This is a genomic window from Rhodococcus opacus B4 (genome assembly GCF_000010805.1).
Taxonomy (GTDB): Bacteria; Actinomycetota; Actinomycetes; order Mycobacteriales; family Mycobacteriaceae; genus Rhodococcus_F; species Rhodococcus_F opacus_C.
The window spans coordinates 568810-588539 of record NC_012522.1; the positions used below are offsets into that span (position 1 = coordinate 568810).

20 protein-coding genes are annotated in these 19730 nt (G+C 68.2%); 6 read left to right on the forward strand and 14 right to left on the reverse strand.

The genetic code is table 11. The features are described from left to right. Positions 1-2 precede the first annotated feature (2 nt). The 3 genes from ROP_RS02600 to ROP_RS43980 are packed head-to-tail and all read left to right on the forward strand — an operon-like array spanning position 3 to position 2574. Positions 3-1181: a CaiB/BaiF CoA transferase family protein gene (locus ROP_RS02600; protein WP_012687805.1), complete on the forward strand. Its 1179-nt coding sequence runs from the start codon at positions 3-5 to the stop codon at positions 1179-1181. A 55-nt stretch (positions 1182-1236) separates the two neighbouring features. Further along, positions 1237-2031, forward strand: coding sequence for an MFS transporter (locus ROP_RS43975; protein WP_012687806.1), 795 nt, complete (start codon positions 1237-1239; stop codon positions 2029-2031). After that, a complete protein-coding gene (locus ROP_RS43980; RefSeq protein ID WP_012687807.1) occupies positions 2032-2574 on the forward strand; it encodes an MFS transporter in 543 nt (180 codons plus the stop codon). A 375-nt stretch (positions 2575-2949) separates the two neighbouring features. Here the strand turns inward: ROP_RS43980 and ROP_RS02610 are convergent, their stop codons facing one another. The 4 genes from ROP_RS02610 to ROP_RS02625 all read right to left on the reverse strand — a co-directional run bounded on the left by ROP_RS02610 (position 2950) and on the right by ROP_RS02625 (position 7997). After that, a complete protein-coding gene (locus tag ROP_RS02610) occupies positions 2950-4356 on the reverse strand; it encodes a DUF2252 domain-containing protein (protein WP_012687808.1) in 1407 nt (468 codons plus the stop codon). A 405-nt stretch (positions 4357-4761) separates the two neighbouring features. Then, a complete protein-coding gene (locus ROP_RS02615) occupies positions 4762-6018 on the reverse strand; it encodes a YbfB/YjiJ family MFS transporter (protein ID WP_012687809.1) in 1257 nt (418 codons plus the stop codon). Between the two features lie 45 nt (positions 6019-6063). Further along, positions 6064-6963 carry a LysR substrate-binding domain-containing protein gene (locus ROP_RS02620; protein ID WP_012687810.1) on the reverse strand — a complete coding sequence of 300 codons (900 nt, stop codon included), beginning with the start codon at positions 6961-6963 and terminating at the stop codon, positions 6064-6066. Then, positions 6945-7997, reverse strand: a complete 1053-nt coding sequence (locus tag ROP_RS02625; RefSeq protein WP_012687811.1) for a nitronate monooxygenase — start codon at positions 7995-7997, stop codon at positions 6945-6947. The genes ROP_RS02620 and ROP_RS02625 overlap by 19 nt, the downstream gene beginning before the upstream one ends. 128 nt (positions 7998-8125) lie before the next feature. Here ROP_RS02625 and ROP_RS02630 point away from each other — a divergent pair, with 128 nt between their 5' ends. Then, a complete protein-coding gene (locus tag ROP_RS02630) occupies positions 8126-8995 on the forward strand; it encodes a LysR family transcriptional regulator (RefSeq protein ID WP_012687812.1) in 870 nt (289 codons plus the stop codon). On the opposite strand, the gene ROP_RS02635 is transcribed toward ROP_RS02630, so the two are convergent. The 4 genes from ROP_RS02635 to ROP_RS02650 all read right to left on the reverse strand — a co-directional run bounded on the left by ROP_RS02635 (position 8983) and on the right by ROP_RS02650 (position 13112). After that, complete coding sequence (locus ROP_RS02635; protein ID WP_012687813.1) at positions 8983-9669, reverse strand: pyridoxamine 5'-phosphate oxidase family protein; 687 nt, start codon at positions 9667-9669, stop codon at positions 8983-8985. The two genes, ROP_RS02630 and ROP_RS02635, sit on opposite strands and share 13 nt — an antisense overlap. After that, positions 9666-11105, reverse strand: a complete 1440-nt coding sequence (locus ROP_RS02640) for an MFS transporter (RefSeq protein WP_012687814.1) — start codon at positions 11103-11105, stop codon at positions 9666-9668. Before ROP_RS02640 ends, ROP_RS02635 begins: the two co-directional genes overlap by 4 nt. A 57-nt stretch (positions 11106-11162) precedes the next feature. Beyond that, positions 11163-12167, reverse strand: coding sequence for an NAD(P)H-dependent flavin oxidoreductase (locus tag ROP_RS02645; RefSeq protein ID WP_269454430.1), 1005 nt, complete (start codon positions 12165-12167; stop codon positions 11163-11165). Positions 12168-12371: 204 nt separating this feature from the next. Further along, the gene (locus ROP_RS02650; protein ID WP_012687816.1) at positions 12372-13112 is read right to left on the reverse strand and encodes a lipoate--protein ligase family protein; all 741 of its coding nucleotides are present in this window, start codon (positions 13110-13112) and stop codon (positions 12372-12374) included. 316 nt (positions 13113-13428) lie between these two features. Here ROP_RS02650 and ROP_RS02655 point away from each other — a divergent pair, with 316 nt between their 5' ends. After that, entirely contained in the window at positions 13429-13776 is a 348-nt protein-coding gene (locus ROP_RS02655) for a cupin domain-containing protein (protein WP_231868853.1), read from the forward strand. Between the two features lie 19 nt (positions 13777-13795). Here the strand turns inward: ROP_RS02655 and ROP_RS02660 are convergent, their stop codons facing one another. From ROP_RS02660 to ROP_RS02675, 4 genes are read right to left on the reverse strand one after another with little or no spacing between them, the layout of a single operon-like run. Beyond that, positions 13796-14536, reverse strand: coding sequence for a cobalt-precorrin-6A reductase (locus tag ROP_RS02660; protein ID WP_012687818.1), 741 nt, complete (start codon positions 14534-14536; stop codon positions 13796-13798). A 2-nt stretch (positions 14537-14538) separates the two neighbouring features. After that, positions 14539-15288 (reverse strand): precorrin-4 C(11)-methyltransferase, encoded by a 750-nt coding sequence (gene cobM, locus ROP_RS02665; protein ID WP_012687819.1) that lies wholly within the window; start codon positions 15286-15288, stop codon positions 14539-14541. Next, positions 15285-16520: a bifunctional cobalt-precorrin-7 (C(5))-methyltransferase/cobalt-precorrin-6B (C(15))-methyltransferase gene (locus ROP_RS02670; protein WP_012687820.1), complete on the reverse strand. Its 1236-nt coding sequence runs from the start codon at positions 16518-16520 to the stop codon at positions 15285-15287. The genes cobM and ROP_RS02670 overlap by 4 nt, the downstream gene beginning before the upstream one ends. After that, positions 16517-17290 (reverse strand): SDR family NAD(P)-dependent oxidoreductase, encoded by a 774-nt coding sequence (locus tag ROP_RS02675; protein WP_012687821.1) that lies wholly within the window; start codon positions 17288-17290, stop codon positions 16517-16519. The genes ROP_RS02670 and ROP_RS02675 overlap by 4 nt, the downstream gene beginning before the upstream one ends. A gap of 30 nt (positions 17291-17320) precedes the next feature. Here ROP_RS02675 and ROP_RS02680 point away from each other — a divergent pair, with 30 nt between their 5' ends. Next, positions 17321-17734, forward strand: coding sequence for a TIGR03618 family F420-dependent PPOX class oxidoreductase (locus ROP_RS02680; protein WP_012687822.1), 414 nt, complete (start codon positions 17321-17323; stop codon positions 17732-17734). On the opposite strand, the gene ROP_RS02685 is transcribed toward ROP_RS02680, so the two are convergent. Next, positions 17694-18452: a polyprenol monophosphomannose synthase gene (locus tag ROP_RS02685; RefSeq protein WP_012687823.1), complete on the reverse strand. Its 759-nt coding sequence runs from the start codon at positions 18450-18452 to the stop codon at positions 17694-17696. The genes ROP_RS02680 and ROP_RS02685 overlap by 41 nt on opposite strands. 128 nt (positions 18453-18580) lie before the next feature. Continuing rightward, positions 18581-19720, reverse strand: a complete 1140-nt coding sequence (locus ROP_RS02690; protein WP_012687824.1) for a M24 family metallopeptidase — start codon at positions 19718-19720, stop codon at positions 18581-18583. Positions 19721-19730 lie beyond the last annotated feature (10 nt).

Sequence of the window (19730 nt, forward strand, 5' to 3'; positions counted from 1 at the left end):
CCATGCCAGACTCTGCGAACGCCCCCGATGACCTGCCCCTGGCCGGAATCATGGTCGTCGACTTCGGTCAGTACATCGCTGCGCCCGGTGCCGCGCAGGCCCTGGCCGACCTCGGCGCCGACGTCCTCAAGATCGAAGGCCCCGGCGGCGACCAGGCACGCGGGATCGGCGTCTACGGCGAGGCCATCATGCGCGCCTACAACCGGCGCAAGAGGTCGATCGTCCTCGACCTCAAGACCGAGGTCGATCTCCGCCACGCCCGTGTCCTCATCGCCCGAGCCGATGTCGTGATCCATAACCTGCGACCAGGGGTGATGGAAAAGCTCGGCCTGTCGGCCGACGAAATACACGAACTGAATCCCACCGTCATCCTCGCCGCCGTGTCCGGCTTCGGCACGGATGGGCCCTCCCGCCGCCGGCCGGGCCTCGACATCGCCGCCCAGGCGGAAACAGGCATGATGTCAGTGACCGGAGAGGCCGATGGAGACCCGCAACGCGTCGGTTTCCCGCTCGTCGACCATGCCACCTCCTACGTGGTCACCCAGGCGGTGCTGTCGGCCCTGTTCCGACGAGAACGTACCGGTCTCGGGGACGACATCGACGTCTCGCTGCTCGACGTGGCGATCGACCTGCAATGCGTGAACTGGGGCGAATACTCGATCACCGGCGTCGCGCCCCACCGGCGCGGCAACGGACAACCTACCGCGGCACCAGCCGCCGACGTCTTCCCGACCGCTGACGGCTCGATCGTCATCTCCGCCTACACCGAGCAGCGATTCGCCCAGCTTTGCGGCCTCGCCGGCCAACCTGATCTACCGAGTGACCCCCGCTTCGTCGACAACCCGTCACGGGTCGCCCATCGCGGCGAACTCCTTGCCGCGCTCGCACCGTTCTTCGCCGGCCTCGACACCGAAGCCGCCCTTGCGGCGCTGACATCCGTCGGCATCGTCGCCGGCGCCGTACGCACCTACGACCTGGTCCCCAGCGCCCCCGATGTGATTGCCAGCGGCATCTTCGCCACCGGCAGCACCGGCGACGGACACACATACTCCATCCCAGGCCTCCCCTACCGTTCCCGCAGCACCCCCCGCACCGCGGACGCCGGGAGGGTCCCCGAACTCGGAGAACACAGCAACGAGATCGTCGCCCACTACCGACTGGGCGAGTACTCCCTGACGTGACCTGAACCGCCACCGGCCACCTACCCCTCACCGATTACGACCACCAGGAGCCCTTGTGTCCCTGCAGAATCCGCAAACCCGAGCCGAGGGGGGCGACCTCGTCGCCGACCCTGAACTCGATAGCCCTCGCGTTCGCCGGCGCGGCTGGATCATCACCCTGATGCTGATGGCCTTCATGCTGATCAACTTCGCCGACAAGGTCGTTGTCAGCCTCGCCGGCGTCGAGATCAAGACCGATCTCGGGTTGAGCAATCAGCAGTTCGGCACCGCGCAAAGCGCGTTCTTCTGGCTCTTCGCCGTCGGCGCGGTCGCCCTCGGATCCCTCGGCGGACGTATCTCCGCGCGATGGCTCCTCGCCGGCCTGGTCGGTCTATGGGTGCTCAGCTTGGCCCCGATGACCACGACGGTCGGATTCGGGGTCTTCCTCGCCTGCCGAATGGTGCTCGGATTCGCCGAAGGCCCCGCTGGGGCGTTGTCCCAACAGATCGCCCACACCTGGTTCTCCCCGAAGCGTCGTTCACTACCGGCCTCGGTAGTCATCATGGGAGCGTCCCTCGGCCCGCTGATCGCCGCCCCGGTGCTGACCTGGATCATCCAGAGCTACAGCTGGCACGCAGCGTTTCTCGTGCTCATGGTCGCCGGAGTGATGTGGCTGGTGGCCTGGCTGTTCATCGGCGGTGAAGGACCCGCCGGCAATGCGGGAGCGGGCACCGGGAATCAGGCGGTGACGCTTCCCGACACCGTGCCCGTCCGGCTCCTGTGGACTCGCCCCACAGTGATCGGTGTCGCGATCTTCTCGTTCTGCTCCTACTGGGCGACCGCGTTGAAGGTGAGTTGGTTGCCGCTATAATTGCGCGAAGGCCTGCACTACAGCGCCAACGCCACCGGACTGCTGATCACATTGCCCTTCGCCGCGGCCGTGATCCTGACCTTTCTCGCCGGCCTGATCTCCACCCGCCTCTCGCTGGCCGGACGATCGTCCCGCACCGCCCGAGCCCTGTTCGCGGCCGGCCTACTCGCCGCCGGCGGTGTGTGCATGATCGGATTCACCGCGTTGCCCGTCGGAGCCATCCAAATGGTGCTGATCGCGCTCGCGTTCTCCCTCAACACCGCAGCCTGGGGACTGGCGTTCTCCCTGCTCTCCGATGTCGTACCTGCCAAGCAACGCGGATCCGTCATGTCGATCACCGTCGCGATCTACAGCCTCGGCGGTGTCGCGGCACCACTTCTCATCGGCTCCCTCGTCTCCGGGGCCGCCGACACCGCCGCCGGATACGGCCGAGGCTTCGTCATCGTGGGAGTCATCATGCTGGTTGGCGCACTCACCGCCGCCGTCCTGGTCAATCCCGAACGTGATGCAACCACGATCGCCGCACACCACCCGAACACGTAGGCCGAACCAGAACGGTTGACGGCGCCGCCGTCCCCGACCCGGCCCGAGCGCACGAGCCTGTCGTCAGCGATTGTGAAAGGAAGCGGTGAGCACACCAATGTTTGCTGGGAGACCAGGTGTGCCTGATGACAGGTTGGCTCACGGAAGCGAGGACCAGAAGCGCCGGTTTCGGTCGCTCATTCTGTCGGGCGTAGACACGTGAACGGTGACGAGTTGCGGGCGGTGACAAGATACGTTTCGAGGTCGAGACTGGCGGCATCGCCCGGGTCGAGCCGCAGTAGCACGACTGGCACGACCGCCACGACACTGCCGCGACGGGCGGGCGGGCGACCAGAGTGTGGCCGCCGCGAAGCCGGACGTCGAAGACGCATCGATTCACGTCAGCGGCTCACACGGCAATTTCCCTCGCTTCACCGCGTCGACCAAAGTCGCGTGGTCGCGTTCGGTCTGATCCGCGTAGGCGTGGGCGAACCGGCTCAGTGCGACGTCGAGCGTGTCCGACTTTCCGACGTAGCCGCTGATCATCGACGCACCACTGGTCCGCGCGTGGCCCTTCGCGAGCAGGCGCCCGCAGATGCCGGCGTAGTCGGTCAGCGCTGCCGCGCTGAGGTTGTCGATCGGGACCGCGCCCTTCATGTTCCGGAACTGCCGCACGTAGTACTGCCGGCCCTCCACCGTGGTCCAGCCGAGCAACGGATCGCTGACGGTCTGCAGAGCCTGCTGGTACTCGACCACGCGCCGGCCCTGGTGGTCGTGCCAGGCGGACTCGCCGTGCACGAAGCGCGCCACGACGGATCGACGCGCCTGCTTGAGCTGCAGGAACACCACGTCGTCGGCACTGCTCCCTTCGCACAGCACGACGTAGGCACGCAGTCCGACGCTGCCCACGCCGACCACTTTGTGCGCGACGTCGACGACGGTGTAGCCACTGAGCAGTCGTGCCCAGTGGCTGGGCAGCGTGGTGAGGTATTCGTCGAGCCCGGCGGCGATCCGCTCGGCCTCCGCCTTGGACACCCGGGTGATCAGCGGCGGCTCCTCCACGATGCGCCGCCCGGTTTCGTCCTGCTCGGTGAATCGGGGCAGCGCCCGGTCGCTGACGCGGCGCCGAGCCCGCTCCGCGGCGCGGGTGATCTCGTGGCGCAGAGACTCGTCCGACGCCGTCGTGTGCAGCCGGTCGAGGTCGAGTCGCTCGAACGAGCGCGCGAGCAATGGTTGCTCCGCGAGCCAGCGCACATGCTCGCGATAGGTGGCGACGCAGGACTGCACTGCACTCTCGCACTGGCTCTCGGTCGCTGAGTTCTGCCGGCCGGCCACCCAGATGCTCGCAGTCAAGCGGCGCAGGTCCCATTCCCAGCCGCCGGGATGCGCCTCGTCGAAATCGTTCAGATCCAGCACCAGGTCGCGCTCCGGCGAGGCGTAGAAACCGAAGTTGCCCAGATGCGAATCCCCGCAGATCACCGGCTGGATGCCGGTTGCCGGCAGCCCGGCGAGGTCCTGGGCCATCACGATCGCGGTGCCGCGCAGAAAACCGTACGGCGAGGCCGCCATCCGCCCGACCCTGACCGGTATCAGCGATTCCACCCGACCCTGGTGCGACACCCCGATCTGATCCACCACATCGGGGCGATCGTCCGGTGCGCGCCACTCGCCGAGCGCGGACCGCGGTGTCTCCTGACGCAGGCGTTTGCCCAGTGCGTACCGCTCCGCCCTCGGCGTGGCCCGGCGGCGCAACGACGCGAACGACTGCCCGTCGATGGTCGGCAACACGATGTGCGCGTCCACGGTTGTGCGTCGACGTCGAGGATCGGGCCGACCGCCACGGCGTGCAGCTTGTCCGGGTTCGTCACGTTGCGGATCAGACAACTCGGTCACCGTCTCTTCGCTGTGTGCAGTAAGGATGCGTGCAGCATATCGACGGCACCTCACACTCGCGGCGAACGGTCGCCAGCCGTCCACCCGGTTGCCGGGACACTCCTCCGTGTCGGCCGCCTTGCAACAGTGAACGGCAAGTGGATATCGAAGCCTCTAGCGGTGGCAGCGTCCCGGAACGGAGAAAGGTGCTGTTCCCTTAGCCGTCGCGTGTCGACTGTCCCCGGATCAGTCTGCGTGCGTACTTCGATTCGAACGCGAACGTGTCCACAGCGGCAGGCCGAATGGATGTCGACGGCAACACCATTCGGTACCGGATCACCCGCCTCGCGGAGGAGTTCGGTATCGACTTCGACAATCCGACCACGCTCCTGTGGCGGTGGCTCCGGCTCGTTTCGGCAGGCCCCACGTGAGGACGGGCAGTGCGGCGGCCGCAAGTGCCGCGGCGAGAACGATACCCGCGGCGACGAGCAGTGCGAGGTGGTAGCCGTCGGACAGCAGTGGTGTCACGACGAGCGGGCCGACGATCTGTCCGAGACTGTACCCGCTCGTCAGAATCGCTACCGCGCGCGGGATTTGGAGGTCGGCGCCGATCGCGAGCGACATCTGACTGATGCCGAGGAAGGTTCCCCCGAACAGGAAGGCGGAGACCAGCGCGGGCCAGACGCCGTCTGCCGCCGCGGGCAGCGCGATGCCGACGGCCTGAACGGTGAGGGCGATCACCAGCAGGATCGGACGGGACCATCGTCGGCCGAGCGACGCCCACAGTGGACCGGAGGGCAGCGCCGCCAACCCGACCAGCACCCAGGCACCACTGCCGGCGATGCTGCCCGCGGTCCGGTCGATCGCCGCGACGAGGAAGGTGCCGGCGATGATGTATCCGACGCCCTCGAGTAAATAGCTGACGAAGAGTGCACCGAACGAGCGGACCCCCTGCTCAGGTGACTTTCTGCGCTCTCCGGCCGCCGCGGTTGCCCTAGGTTGCGGTGTCAGGGTCCACGCCGCGAAGGTGCAGATCGCAGTCAGGAGCGCGGCCGCCCACCACACCGACTCCCACGTGCTCATCGTCCGCAGGACGAGGACGACGAACCCCGACAGGGCGATACCCGCTCCGATTCCGCCGAACGCCCAGCCCGACAGGTGCGCGGCCTGCCCACCCAGGTGGGAGTGCATGGCGCCGACAGCTAAGACGAACACCAGGGCACTGGCGACACCCGCAATGAATCGCAATACACCCCAGGATGTTTCGTTCGATGCGACCGGCATCAGTGCCAGTGTGACGGTCAGGGCGAGCAGTGAGATCCGCATGGTTGCGGCGGACCGCATGACCCCGGGTATGGCGATTCCGGCGAGCGCCCCGACGAGGTATCCGGAATAGTTGGCCGTCGCCAGGGCAGCGCCCGCCGACGGGGTCAATCCGGCCTGCGCCTCCATCAGCGGGAGAACAGGGGTGTAGACGAACCGCCCGATACCCATGCCGGCCGCCAGCGCTGCGCCCACCTGGCCGACCCTGAGCCACGGCGAACTCGGTGCCCCGAACGTGAGTCGCTCGCCGGCGCTACTGATTGCGTTCATACCTTCTCTTCCAGGGGCGTTCAGACGGCGAGCGCGCCGCCGAACCTAACGAGCGACGGATGTCAGCGACGCCGGGCGGCTGGACTCGTGGATGTGGAACAGGAACCGTGACAGGGCCGGTGTCGTCGTCGAATCCTTCCGGCGGACGAAGAGCGTCTCCGCACGCGAGTCGGCCGGCGCGAGATGATGCACTTTCAGGGCCGACGCCAACGGCGACGCCGTCACCACGCCCAGGGGCAGCAGGGTCACGCCCATTCCCGCGGCCGCGCACCCGAGGATGCCCTCGAGGCTTCCGAACTCGAGGATGTCCGGGCCCGGCAGACCGTGCTGCTCGAAGAGCCGCTCGAGTCGAGCGCGATAGGCGCATCCTGCACGGAGGACGAGGACCTTGTGCCGCCGTCCGTCGGCCGGCACCGAATCCAGACCCGCGATGCGGACGCCGCTCACCAGCACCAATTGCTCGATGAACACCTGCTCGGAGATCAGGTCCGGATGCCGCACCGGTCCGCAGACGAAAGCCCCGTCGAGTCGATGCTCGAGCACTTGGGTGGTGAGGGCGTCGGTCGTGTCGGTCGTCAGGGTGAAGTCGACTCGGGGGCAGTCCTCGCTGAAGGCCGCCAGCACCCCGGGGAGCCGCAACCCCGCGGTGGTCTCCATGGAGCCGATCGCGAGTCGGCCGGAAGGATCTCGATCGTCGCCGACGACCTGCGTCACTTCGCGTACGAGCCGGGTGATGTGTTCGGCGTACGGCACCAGACGTTCGCCGGGGTTCGTCAGGGTCACTCCACGCGCATGGCGGCGAAACAGTTCCACTCCGAGTTCGTCCTCGAGCGCCCGGATCCGTGAGCTGATATTCGACTGAACCGTCAGCAGTTCTTTCGAAGCCCGGGAGATTCCCCCGGCGCGGGCCACGGCCAGGAAGAAACTCAGGTCGCCGATGTCCACGAGAATCCCCGTGCTTCGCTCCACAGGTCCCGGACGATCTCGCCGGCTGGGGCGGACCGGGCAGTGCGATACCCGACGCCTGCCCACAGGGCGAGGCCGTGCGGGTCGCCGGCGGCGGCTGCCGCGGACCGCAGTCCGCTCGTCAACAGATGTACCTGCGGATATGCCGTCACCGCGTAGGTATCGAAGTCGCTGATGAAGTCATTGACCAGGCCGCGGGCGGGACGACCCGAGAACGCGCGAGTGACGACGGTGTCGGTGAAGCGGTCGTCGTGCAACGCGGCGCGGTGCGCGGGTTTGGTCCCTGCCTCGTCGGCGCCCAGGAGAGCGGTACCGATCTGGACTGCGACGGCACCGGCCGCGAGAGCGGCAGCGACATCGCCTCCGGTCGCGATCCCGCCCGCCGCAATGAGGGGTGTGTCGACGGCAGAGCGGGCCGCCTCGACCAGGTCCCGGGTCGAACGTGGGTCCGGCTCCGCGTCCGGGTCGAGCGTCGCCCGATGCCCGCCTGCGTCGACTCCTTGCATACATATCGCATCGACGCCCCGCTCCGCGGCCGACCGTGCCTCGTCGACATCCGACACGGTGGCCACGACGGCAGTACCGGCAGCATGCAACCGATCGACGACGTCTCGCGGCGGAAGGCCGAACGTGAAGGACACCACGGGAACCGCAAGCTCCACTGCAAGGCCGACCTTGGCGTCGAAGGCGTCATCGTCATGGTCGACGACCTCGGGCAGCACCACGTTCCGGCGTTCGGCGAGCGGCCGCAACCGCTCCCGGTAGGCCTCCACGGCCGCGCGGTCGGCCAGGGGACGGCCCGGGACGAAGAGATTGAGTCCCAACGGTGCGTCCGTCAGAGCGCGAATCGCGTCGACCTCACGGCGAACCGCGTCGACGCTCTTGTATCCGGCCGCGAGGAACCCGAGGCCGCCGGTGGACGAAACCGCGGCAGCGAGTTCGGGGGTGCTCGGCCCTCCCGCCATGGGCGCCCCGACGATGGCAATTCGGAGGTCTTCCTCGAGATCGAACACCAGGATCCTTTCTGTCGATGGGTGCGTGAGGAACGAGGTTCACGCCCTCTCACGCTTCCGTTCACCATCGTGCACCGCTGCATCGGCGAGCGGAAATGCCGTTTCGGCTGGATCTATGCTTGGCAGTTATGACCATCGAACTGCGGCACCTCAGGGCGGTCGTGGCGGTCGCCGAGGCGGGCTCGTTCACCGCCGCGGCGACCGCGCTGCACATCACGCAGCCGGCGCTCACCCGAACGGTGCAGCAACTCGAAACCTCACTCGGCGTGCGGTTGTTCGACCGGACCTCGCGTGCGCTCGCCCTCACCGAGGACGGCGCCGGGTTCGTCGAGAAGGTGCGCGTCATTCTCGGTGATCTCGATTCCGCGGTTGCGCTGTACACCACCCGATCCCTTGCCCTCGGCTTCAGTTGGCTGCTCCCCGACCCGTGGGCGCAGCAGGTGATCGACGACGTCGAGAAGAACTCTCGCGCCACCGTGGTTCCGCGTCGCTGCGACGACCCGATCGCTGCACTGAACAACGCCACCGTGGATGCCGCCGTCGTTCGCCGGGACGTCCCGGGCGACGAGTTCGTGCAGCATCCGCTGTTCGAGGAGCAGCGGATCGCGGCGGTCTCGGCCGCCTCGCCACTCGCGAGCCGCGAGACCATCGACTGGGCCGAGTTCGGAACCCTTCCTCTGGTCATCAACACCCTCAGCGGAACCACATCCGAGGATCTGTGGCCGAACCACGACGGCCCGGTGGTGACGTGCTCGAACTTCGACGAGTGGCTCGAACTGATCGCGGCGGATCGCGGTGTGGGCACGGTTCCGGAAGTCGCCCGGAGGCGCGTGACCCACCGCAATGTCCGGTTCATCCCGCTGGTCGGTGCTCCGCCCGCGGTCGTGAGGTTCGTGTACCGCCGCAACCGGGTGACGCCGCTGCTGCGGGTGTTGCGGGACGCCGCGATCCGCAACTCTCCCCCGCCCCACGGCGCCACCGTCCGTCAACCCCGCTGACCGTCACTGCCGCCACGAAGCTGCGCGATCTCCCGCTCCAGTGCGGCATTGCGGGATTTCAGGGCGTCGACTTCGTCCTGCAATCCCTTGCGGGCCAACGCGAGCGATTCCCTCATTCGGGCCTCGCCGTACTTCGGGGGAATGTTCTTCGTGCAGTTGCGGTCCAGAGCCTCGACGTGGACGACGAGCGCGCGGTCACAGCCGGCCCTGCCGACCCCGTCGGGGGTGGCGAGGATCCTTTCGATGAGCTCCGGATCGTCGGCACGCTCGACGATGTCGGCTCGTCCGTAGACCTTGACTCTGGTGCGGGTCGGGTAGTCGATGAAGAACAGGGCCACTCGATCGTTCTCGTCGAGGTTGCCGATCGTGACGAACTGCTGATTTCCCGGATAGTCCGCGAGCGTAATCGTCGACGAGTTCGGTACGTGCACGAAGCCGGGCGGGCCGCCCCGGTGCTGGATGTAGGGCCACCCGGAGGGCGTCACCGTCGCGATGAAGAACGAGTCGGTGGATCGGATCAGTGCGGTCACGCGCGTGTCCAGTTCGTCAGGCCTGCCGACGTTTTCGCCCTGCGCTCGCCTCCGCCCGTACCAGTGGATGCTTCCCGTAGCCTTCTGCCGCTCGGCGACCGGGGCGGTGAACGCGATCGCGCCGTACCGGGACGGGCCGGTCATGAGGTCGCGGCCTCCGGCGCGGGAACGGAGCCGCGTGGCTGTTCCGCTGTGGCCGAGATCGATTCGGCTGTGTACTCGGAGTCGATCTGCTTCCACGCTCGCCGCACGATCGGACTGTCCACTCCACGTCGCAGTGTCAGCACGAACACCAGTGCCGTGATCGCGGTGACCGCGATGGGATAGATCAATCCGGCGAGCACGTTGCCGGTCGCGGTGTTGAGCGACAGCGCCACCAGAGGGGTGAAGCCACCGAACACGCCGGTCCCGAGGTGGTAGGCCAGGGACAGTCCGGTGTAGCGGATCTGCGGTGGGAACAACTCGGACAGGAATGCCGCCGTGGGCCCGTAGATCATGGTGACGAAGATGACCTGCACGGTCAGAGCCAGGACCATCTGGAACTGGTCGCCGTGGACGGCCGCGTGTCGGATCCACGCGAACAGCGGAAGGTAGCCGGCTGCCGAAAAGACGAGGCCGCACAGAATGATCCGCATCCGTCCATGCTTGTCGGACAGCTTTCCGAAGACGACGAAGAACGGTGTCGCGATGACCAGTGCGATTCCGACGGAGACATTGGCTGTGAGGAAGTCGATCTTCAGGATCGTCTGCAGGAAGTACAGCGTGTAGAACTGGCTCGTGTACCAGGCGACTCCCAGACCCGCCGTGACCCCGAAGAGCACGACGAGCAGTAACGCGAAGGCCGGCTTGTGCGCGACGGCGTCCCTGATCGGGGAACGCGAGAGGTTCCCACTCTTCCGCATCTCCTCGAACACCGGCGACTCGTGCATCTTCATGCGGATCTTCAGCGAGAACAGCACGAGGACCGCGGACAGAAGGAACGGGATCCGCCAGCCCCACGAAGTGAATGCCGCCTCGCCCAACCCGACCCGGCAGAGCACGATGACCCCGATCGACAGAAGCAGACCGCCGGTCGCGGTGGTTTGGAGAACACTCGTGAGCGCACCGCGTTTCTCCGTGGGAGAGTTCTCCGCGATGTAGACGACCGCGCCCCCGTACTCTCCCCCGATCGCGAGTCCCTGCAGCAACCGCAGCGTCACCAGCAGTATCGGCGCCAGAATTCCGATGTGGTCGTAGGTGGGCATCAATCCGAGCAACGTGGTGGCGCCGCCCATGATGAGCAGCGTCGTCATGAACGTCTTCTTACGCCCGACCCGGTCTCCCATCCGGCCGAACACGATGGCGCCGATGGGGCGTACGACGAATCCCGTGCCGAAGGCCGCGATCGTGACGAGAAGTGCTGCGGTTCCGTTTCCTTCGGGAAAGAACATCCCGGAGAACACGACGGCGAGACTGCCGTAGATGTAGAAGTCGTACCATTCGATCAAGGTTCCGACGCTGGACGCGGCAATGATTTTGCGAAGACTACTTTTCGGCACACCGCTGACGGGGACGGGTGGTGAGACGGACTGGCTGGCCATGGGGAATCCTTCGGGAGGGACGCGGAGTGGGGTGTGCGAGGCCGCACCGATCGGGGGCTAGGAGCCGATCGCTGCGAGGTCGCGGGAACTGCGACCGAGGATCGCGGCGGCGGTGCCGACCATGTCGTCCATGATCGACGCGACGGAGTCGACACGATCGATCTGGCCGATGACCTCTCCGACGATCAGATTCGCGACGTCATAGTTCTCGGCCTTCACCGCTACCAGGAACTGCTCTTGCTTCTCCCGAAGCGCATCCCGCAGGCCCGGTTCGTCGCCGTGCCATCGCCGGATGAAGCCGTTGTGCAGGACGCGCCCCGTGTACCGAGTCGGCCAGGGCTTTTCGCGCACGATGTCGAAGGCGCTCTGCCTGATCGTGTCGTCCCCGCTCGCGCGTAGCGCGCGGCGCTGCGCCGCGCGCGGAATCGCCGCCTCCTCGGCCGCCCAGAACCTGGTCCCGACGAGGGCGCCGTCGGCTCCGAGCGCGAGCGCGGCTGCCAGGCCACGGCCGTCGCCGATTCCGCCGGCCGCGAGCAGCATCACCTCCGGCGCCTGCCGCCGAAGAAAATCGGCGATCTCGGGAACCAGGGTGAACGTCGATCGGGCCCCCGTTCCGTGGCCGCCCGCCTCTCCGCCTTGAGCAGCGAGGACGCTCGCACCCACCTCGACGGCTCGACGCGCCTGGTCGAGGTCGTGCACCTGGCAGATCAGTGGGATTCCCGCGGCACGAATTGCAGGCGCATGCGGCGCCGGGTCGGCGAAGGAGAGGAAGATCGCCGCAGGACGGTAGTCGATCGTCGTCTCGAGGAGCCGCGGTTGCTGCGCCATCGACCAGGTGATGAAGCCACAACCGACCGCGGCGGTGGTCACCTGGTCGAACTGATCGTGCAGCCAGGACTCGTCGCCGTATCCGCCGCCGATCAATCCCAGCCCACCTGCCTCGGCCACCGCAGAAGCCAATCTCCAATCGGAGACGTAGTCCATCGGGGCAAGGACGATGGGGTGCTCGATACCGAATTTCTCGGTGAAACGGTTCTGCAAGCTCACGCTGGACTCCTCCACGATTTCTCCGACGTGCCGCAGTGGTTTGCACGTGCTGCACGTCACACCGGATGACTATGCGACAACGCTAGAACCGGGCGGAACAGGGGTCCAACAGTTTGTTCCGAACCCTGCGTTCTCCGGAACAGAACGCTCACACAATCAGAATGTGCCGTGAAAAACACTGTCCTGCAATGAAGTAGCCCGAAATGATTCCGCCCGGAATCACGCCACGTGCGCATCGCGCAGGTTCGCGGCCTCGTCGAGGAGGCCGGGGTCCGCGGCTCGTTCGTGGAGTCCGCCGGTCTCGGCAAGGATCGCGGCCCGGACCTGTTCGAGGGTGACGCCCGGGTTCATGTCCGTGAGCGACGCCGCCGTGCCCGGGTCGAAGTCCAACTCGAGGGCGGCGTTGACGTCGGTGAGCACCGCTCGCACGGGATTCGAATCGGACACCACGAGCTCGAAACCGAAGAGCCACGCGCCGGCGACTATTCGCTGCGCGGTCCCCGCCAACTTGACACGGCCCTCGCCGTTGACGGTCCAGTCACCGGGGCAGTACTCGCCGGGGACCGGTCCGATGCGAGCGTCGACGCCGAGGCTCCTCAGCACGGCGGCGATCCTCGGGGTGATCCGCTCGAAGCGCGGGCGGGCGCCGATGATGCCCTCGGTGTCCCGGGAGAAGATCTCCACGACGAGGGTCTGCTCGTGGTAGGCCGCGGCCCGACCACCGGCCCCTCGGACGACGGGGGTGAACCCATGTCGCCGCGCCGCCGCGGCGGCCGCCGGAAACTGCGGTCGGATGGCGTCCAACCGCCCGAACGACAACGTCCGTGCGGGACTGTAGATCCGCACCAGCCCAGGAGCATTCGGATCTCGCCCCGTCCGGCGCAGCAGCGCCGACGCAAACGCCGCATCCATCACGGGATCATCCGGAAAATGCGTGGTCAGCAACCGCTCGATCGTCATGCTCGTCCCGTCACTCCGCTCCGCAATCACACCGCCGCGCCGCCATCGCCGCAACCGGCACGTCACTACAGTGTCGCCGAGACCGAAGTAGTCCACACGACGATCGGATTTCACGGATATCCCCGCGGCCGCTCCCGCCGGGGCCCTACCCTGGACACGCCGAAATGCACTCCCCCTGGACGCCTGCGCGCAGTGTGCAGGGCCAGCGCGCCGAGAGGTCGTCACGATGCTCCTCAGATCGAGTGTGGTCGCCTTGCCCTGTGCCGTCGCCGCGGTACTGTCCGCCTCGCCTGCCCAGGCCACGCCGTCTTCGGGCGTGACCGCTCAGATTCTGTTCGAGACCACGGTTCCGGCGGTCGCCGGCAGTTCGGCGGGCACGGATCTGACGCTGCGGCGCATCGAGATCGCCTCCGGCGGCACGACGGGCTGGCACTACCACGACGGCCCGGTGTATGCGTTCGTCGAGTCGGGGGTGCTGTCCCGCACGCTGCAGGACTGCACGAAAGCGGTGACGACCGCCGGTCAGGCGATCACCGAGGACCACGGCAGCGACCACGTCCACGAGGGTTCCAATCTGGGGACCGAACCGCTGGTCCTGCTCGCGTTCTACACCCAACCGGAGGGCAAGCCGCTGTCCGAGGATGCGCCGGCACCGGCCTGCTGACGGGCCGACCGGGCCGTCATCACGCGAGCGCGCCGATCCAGGCGACGGCTCCCGCGACGTCGTCGACCGTTGCCGTCGCCGACGGCAACGGTGGACGGCGAATCATCAGCACCGGGATGCCCAGGGCGCGCGCGGCGTCCAGTTTCGCGTCGGTCTGACCGCCGCCGCTGTTCTTGGTCACGAGAACGTCGATCCGGTGCTCACGCATCAATGCCGTCTCGCCGGCCACCGCGAACGGCCCGCGGGCGAGGAGCAGGGTCGACTGCGGCGGCATCGCCACGTCGGGTGGATCGATCGCGCGGATCAGGAACCACAGTGCGTGCAGGCCGGCGAACACATCGACGCCCTGCCTGCCGATGGTGAGGAAGATTCTCGTTCCCAGGCCGGGTAGCAGATCGGCGGCGCGAGCAAGGTCCGGGGCGGTGTGCCAGTGTTCGCCGGGACGCGGCGCCCATTCGGGGCGCCGGAGAACGACGAGCGGGATGCCGCGACGGTGCGCGGCGTCGGCGGCGTTGCGCGTGATCTGTGCCGCGAACGGGTGCGTCGCATCGACGATCGCGTCGACGGGATGCGCGCACAACCACTCCGCAAGCCCGGCCGCTCCCCCGAACCCGCCGATCCGCACCTCACCGGCGGGCAGGCGCGGATCACGGACCCGGCCCGCGAGTGAGGACACGGCCTCGACACCCGGAACGTCGGCGAGCGCCGCGGCGAGCGCTCGCGCCTCCCCGGTTCCGCCGAGGATCAGAATCCGTGACACGCTCAGTGGGTGGTGCGCTCGCGGGTGGCGGAATACAGGTAGCTGTCCGGAAACCCTTCGGCAGCAAGCACTTTACCGACGATCACCACGGCAGTCTTCGTGACGCCCGCCGCCTTCACCTGATCGGCGATCGTGGCAAGGGTGCCCCGCAGCACGATCTCGTCGGGACGCGACGCGAACGCGACGACGGCCGCGGGACAGTCGCGACCGTAGTTCTCGATAAGTTCCTCGGCGATCTGATCGATCCGGTGCGCCCCCAGGTGCACCACCATCGTGGCGCCGCTGCGGCCGAGGGACCGCAGGTCCTCACCCTCCGGCATCGCGGTGGACAATGTGGACACGCGGGTCAGGACAATCGACTGCGAGACACCGGGGACGGTCAGTTCCCGCCCCAGCGACGCCGCCGCCGCGGTGAACGCGGGCACCCCGGGCACCACCGTGTGCGCGACCCCGGCGGACTCGAGCCGGCGGACCTGTTCGGCGACGGCACTGAAAATCGACGGGTCACCCGAGTGCAGTCGGGCGACGTCCTGACCCGCAGCGTCGGCCTCGATCAGCAGGGCGACGATCTCGTCGAGACTCAGACGCGCCGTGTCGATCACCCGCGCACCCTCGGGGCACTCCGCCAGGAGTTCCTGCGGGACGAGGCTGCCCGCGTACAGGCAGACGGGGCTGGTCGCGATGATCCGCTGCGCACGGACCGTGATCAGGTCGGCCGCGCCGGGACCCGCTCCGATGAAATACACGGTCATGCCGCATCACCTTTCGACTGTTTCGTCACCGACCACTGCGCCACCGGCAGTTGCGGCCGCCACGCGGTGAATCCGCCGAGTGGCTCCCCTCGGTACACCTGGAATTTGCGGAGCTGCCCACCGCATTTCGAGAACCACTGCAGCAGAAGCGCTTCCGATTCCGCGGTCACCGCATTGGCCACCATCCGGCCCCCGACCCGAAGCCGGGACCAGCACTCGCCCAGCAGACCGTCCTGGGTGACGCCACCACCGACGAAGATCGCGTCCGGCACGGACGACGCGGGTGGTACGTCCTCGAACGCGGCGGGTGCGTCGCCGAACACGGTGAGGGACGGCACCCCGAGCGCCGACGCGTTCGCCTCGATCTGATCGACCCGTGCCGCGCTGCGCTCGAAAGTCACTGCCCGGCAGCGCGGGTGGGTGCGCATCCATTCGATCGCGACGGTGCCGGACCCCCCGCCCACGTCCCACAGCAACTCCCCCGCCGCGGGGGCGAGGGCGCACAGCGTCAGCGCGCGGATCTCGTGTTTGGTCATCTGCCCGTCACCCGTGAACGCGGCGTCGGGCAGTCCCGGCAGCCGGGTCAGCCGGACGGCGCCGGACTCGGCCCGGCAGTCGATCGCGATCACGTTCAGCCGCGGTCCCGGCCCGTGCGACCACACCGACGCCGTTCCGTCGAGCCTCGACTCGTCCGGTCCGCCCAGTTCGCCGAGCACGGTGAGCCGCGACGGTCCGAACCCCCGTCCCGTCAGCAGGTCGGCCACTGCGGCGGGAGTGTGCTCGTCCCGGCTCAGCACAAGCAGTCGCGTCGCGTCGGCGAGTTCCGGCAGGAGCGCGTCGACCGGTCGATTCACGAGACTGATCACCGGTGTCTCGTGCGCCGCCCAACCCAGGCGGGCGCAGGCCAGGGTGGCCGACGAAGGATGCGGGATCACCCGCACCCGTTCCGCGCCGAGCAGGTTCACGAGGGTGACGCCGATCCCGTGGAACATCGGATCGCCGCTGGCCAGCACGCACACCCGCCGGCCGTGGTGCTGTTCGAACAGGCCGGGCAGCGCCGGGACCAGCGGCGACGGCCAGGCCACCCGCAGCGCCGGCGTCTCGGGGATCAGGGCGAGTTGACGCCCCGAACCCATCACGACGTCGGCCACTTCGATCTCGCGCCGCGCGGACGGCGACAGACCGTCCCACCCGTCGGCACCGATCCCGACGACGACGATCGGGTCGGTCATCGCGGCATCCGGCGCCAGATCGCCTGCGGCAGCAGTCGCATGACGAAGAACACGGGCCGCAACCGGCCCGGCACCCAGACTCGGCTCGCGCCGCGGTACAGACCCCGCACGACCGCGTCCGCGACCTGTCCCGGCGTGCTCGACATCGGCGCCGGCGACATGCCCTCGGTCATCCGCCCGATGACGAACCCGGACCGGATCAGCAGCAGGGACACACCGCTGCCGTGGAGGGCGTCGCCGAGACCGGAGGCGAACCCGTCGAGACCGGCTTTCGCCGACCCGTACACATAGTTGGCGCGGCGCACGCGCACACCGGCGACGGACGAGAAGACCACGATCCGTCCCGATTTCTGCTCACGGAGCAGGGTCGCGAGATGCGTGAGGACACTGACCTGCGCGACGTAGTCGGTGTGCACGACGGCCACGGCGTGCCGCGCGTCCCGCTCGGCGCGCGCCTGGTCGCCGAGGATGCCGAAGGCGAGGACCGCGACCGACAGCGGGCCGTGCGTGTCCACGACGGACCGCAGCAGCTTCTCGTGGCTGTCGAGGTCGTCGGCGTCGAATTCCACGCAGTCCACCGCGGACGCGCCCGCGTCGAGCAGCGACTGCCGCTCGGCGGCGAGTTCGGTGCTGCGGCGGGCGGCGAGGACGATCGTGCGGCCGGGCGCGAGCCGGGAGGCGATCTCGAGGCCGATCTCGCTGCGACCACCGAGCAGGAGTACCACTCCCTCGTCGGGCTGTCCGCTGTTCTTCTTCGATCCCAGGCTCACCCGTCCAGTGTCCTGGATTACCGTCGGGGGATGGACCGCACCCCCTCCACCCCGATCCGCCTGCCCGACGCGGCACTCGCCTTCCTCGGCGAATACCACCTCGGGACGCTCACCACGCTGCGCAAGAACGGCACCCCGCACGTCGTCGCCGTCGGCTTCACCTGGGATCAGGAGCACGGGCTGGCGCGGGTCATCACCAACGGCTCCTCCCAGAAGGCCCTCAACGCCGAACGGGGAGGGTACGGCGCCGTCAGTCAGGTGGACGGACCGCGCTGGATGACACTCGAAGGTCCCGCCCGGGTCCTCACCGACCCCGAATCCGTCGCCGACGCCGTCGCCCGCTACGCCGCGAGGTACCGCCAGCCCCGGGTGAACCCGACACGGGTGGTCGTGGAGATCGCCGTCAGCCGCGTACTCGGCTCGGCTGCGCTGCGTCACGACTGAACCGCAGCTTCCACGGGACCCGCGCCGATTCGAGTTGCACCGCGAGGCTCATCTTGGACACGCCGTCGGTGCGTTCCTCGAACCGGATCGGGACCTCGGCGATCGTCATGCCGCGCTGCACCGTCCGGTAGTTCATCTCCACCTGGAACGCGTACCCGTTGCTCTGCACGCCCTCGACGTCGATGGCCCGCAGCGTGTCGGCGTGCCACGCCTTGAACCCGGCGGTCGCGTCCTTGACCCGCAACCGCAGGATCGCGTTGACGTAGAAGTTCGCCCACGCCGACAGCGCCTTGCGGTGCCACGGCCAGTCGCTGGCGACCGCGCCGCCCGCCACGTAGCGGGAGCCGAGCACGACGGCTGCATCCGTCGTCGTCAGCGTCTCCACCATCCGCGGGATGGCCTCGGTGGGGTGCGACAGGTCGGCGTCCATCTGGATCACGATGTCCGCGCCCTCGGACAACGCCCGGGTCATGCCCGCGACGTAGGCCCGCCCGAGGCCGTCCTTCACGGTCCGGTGCAGCACCCCGACCGGGATCGGACCGCTCTGCGCGAGCGTGTCGGCCACCTCACCGGTGCCGTCCGGCGAGTTGTCGTCGACGACCAGCACATGCAGGTTCGGGATGTCCAACGCCGCGAGAAGCTCGACGATCTTGGGCAGGTTGTCGCGTTCGTTGTAGGTCGGGACGACGACGGTTACCTTCGGGGCGACGCTTTCCATGACACCTTCGGTTGATCTGTGATCCCGACTCTCCGCGGACGTGCAGCGGCGAGTGCGGTCGTGAACAAATGGGAGATGTTACTACCCGCGCCGCACCGCCCCGCACGCTCCCGCTTCCCGCGGCATCCTCAGCCCGGGAGAACGGTCAGCCCGTGCGGCCGGGTGTTGACCGGCTCACAGCCGTCGGCGGTCACGACGACGATGTCCTCGATGCGGGCACCCCACTCCCCGCGGAAGTAGATTCCCGGCTCCACGCTGAAGGCCATCCCCTCGGTCAGTTCGATCGAATTACCCGAGACGATGTACGGCTCCTCGTGCACCGACAAGCCGATTCCGTGCCCGGTCCGGTGCACGAACACCTCGGCGAGACCCTGCGCGGCCAGCAGGTCCCTGGCGGCCGCGTCGACCGCCTCGGCGGTGACGCCGGGACGCACCAGGGCGACCGCCGCCGCCTGCGCCTCCTCGAGGACCGCGAACTTCTCGGCCACACCCGGATCGGGCTCACCCATGCTGTACGTGCGGGTGGAGTCGGAGTTGTAACCGGGCTCGACCGGTCCCCCGATGTCGATGACCACCACGTCACCCGACTCGACGACCCGCTCGGACACCTCGTGGTGCGGATCGGCGCCGTGCGGCCCCGATCCGACGATCACGAACGCCGCCTCGGTGTGCCCCTCCTCGAGGATCGCGGCGGTGATGTCGGCCGCCACCTCGGCCTCGGTGCGGCCGACCTTCAGGAACTCCCCCATCCGGGCGTGAACCCGGTCGATGGCCTGACCGGCCCGGCGCAGCGCGTCGATCTCCGCATCGTCCTTGACCATCCGCAGCTCCCGCAGCACCTCGGTGGCCAGGATCGGCAGCGCCCCGAGCGCCTCCGACAACGGAATCAGGTGCAGCGCGGGCATCGCATCCGTCACGGCGGTCCGCGCAGGAGACGGCAGCAGCCCCGACACCAGCGCGTACGGGTCCACCCCGTCCACCCAGTCGCGCACCGTCAGACCCAGGTCGGACGTGGCCGATTCGGTCAGCGCGGCCAGTTCGAGCCGCGGCACGACCACGGACGCTGTGTCGCCGTTCGCCGGGATCACCAGGCAGGTGAGGCGTTCGAACGACTCCGCGCGTGAACCCAGCAGATACCGCAGGTCGGGTCCGGGCGTGATGAGGAGGCCGTCGAGTCCGGCGTCGCGGGCCAGAGCGCCTGCGCGCGCGATCCGGTCGGCATAGATGGTGGTCGGGAAACGTGAAGTCGATGCGCCGAGGGAACTCATGGCTTCAGGC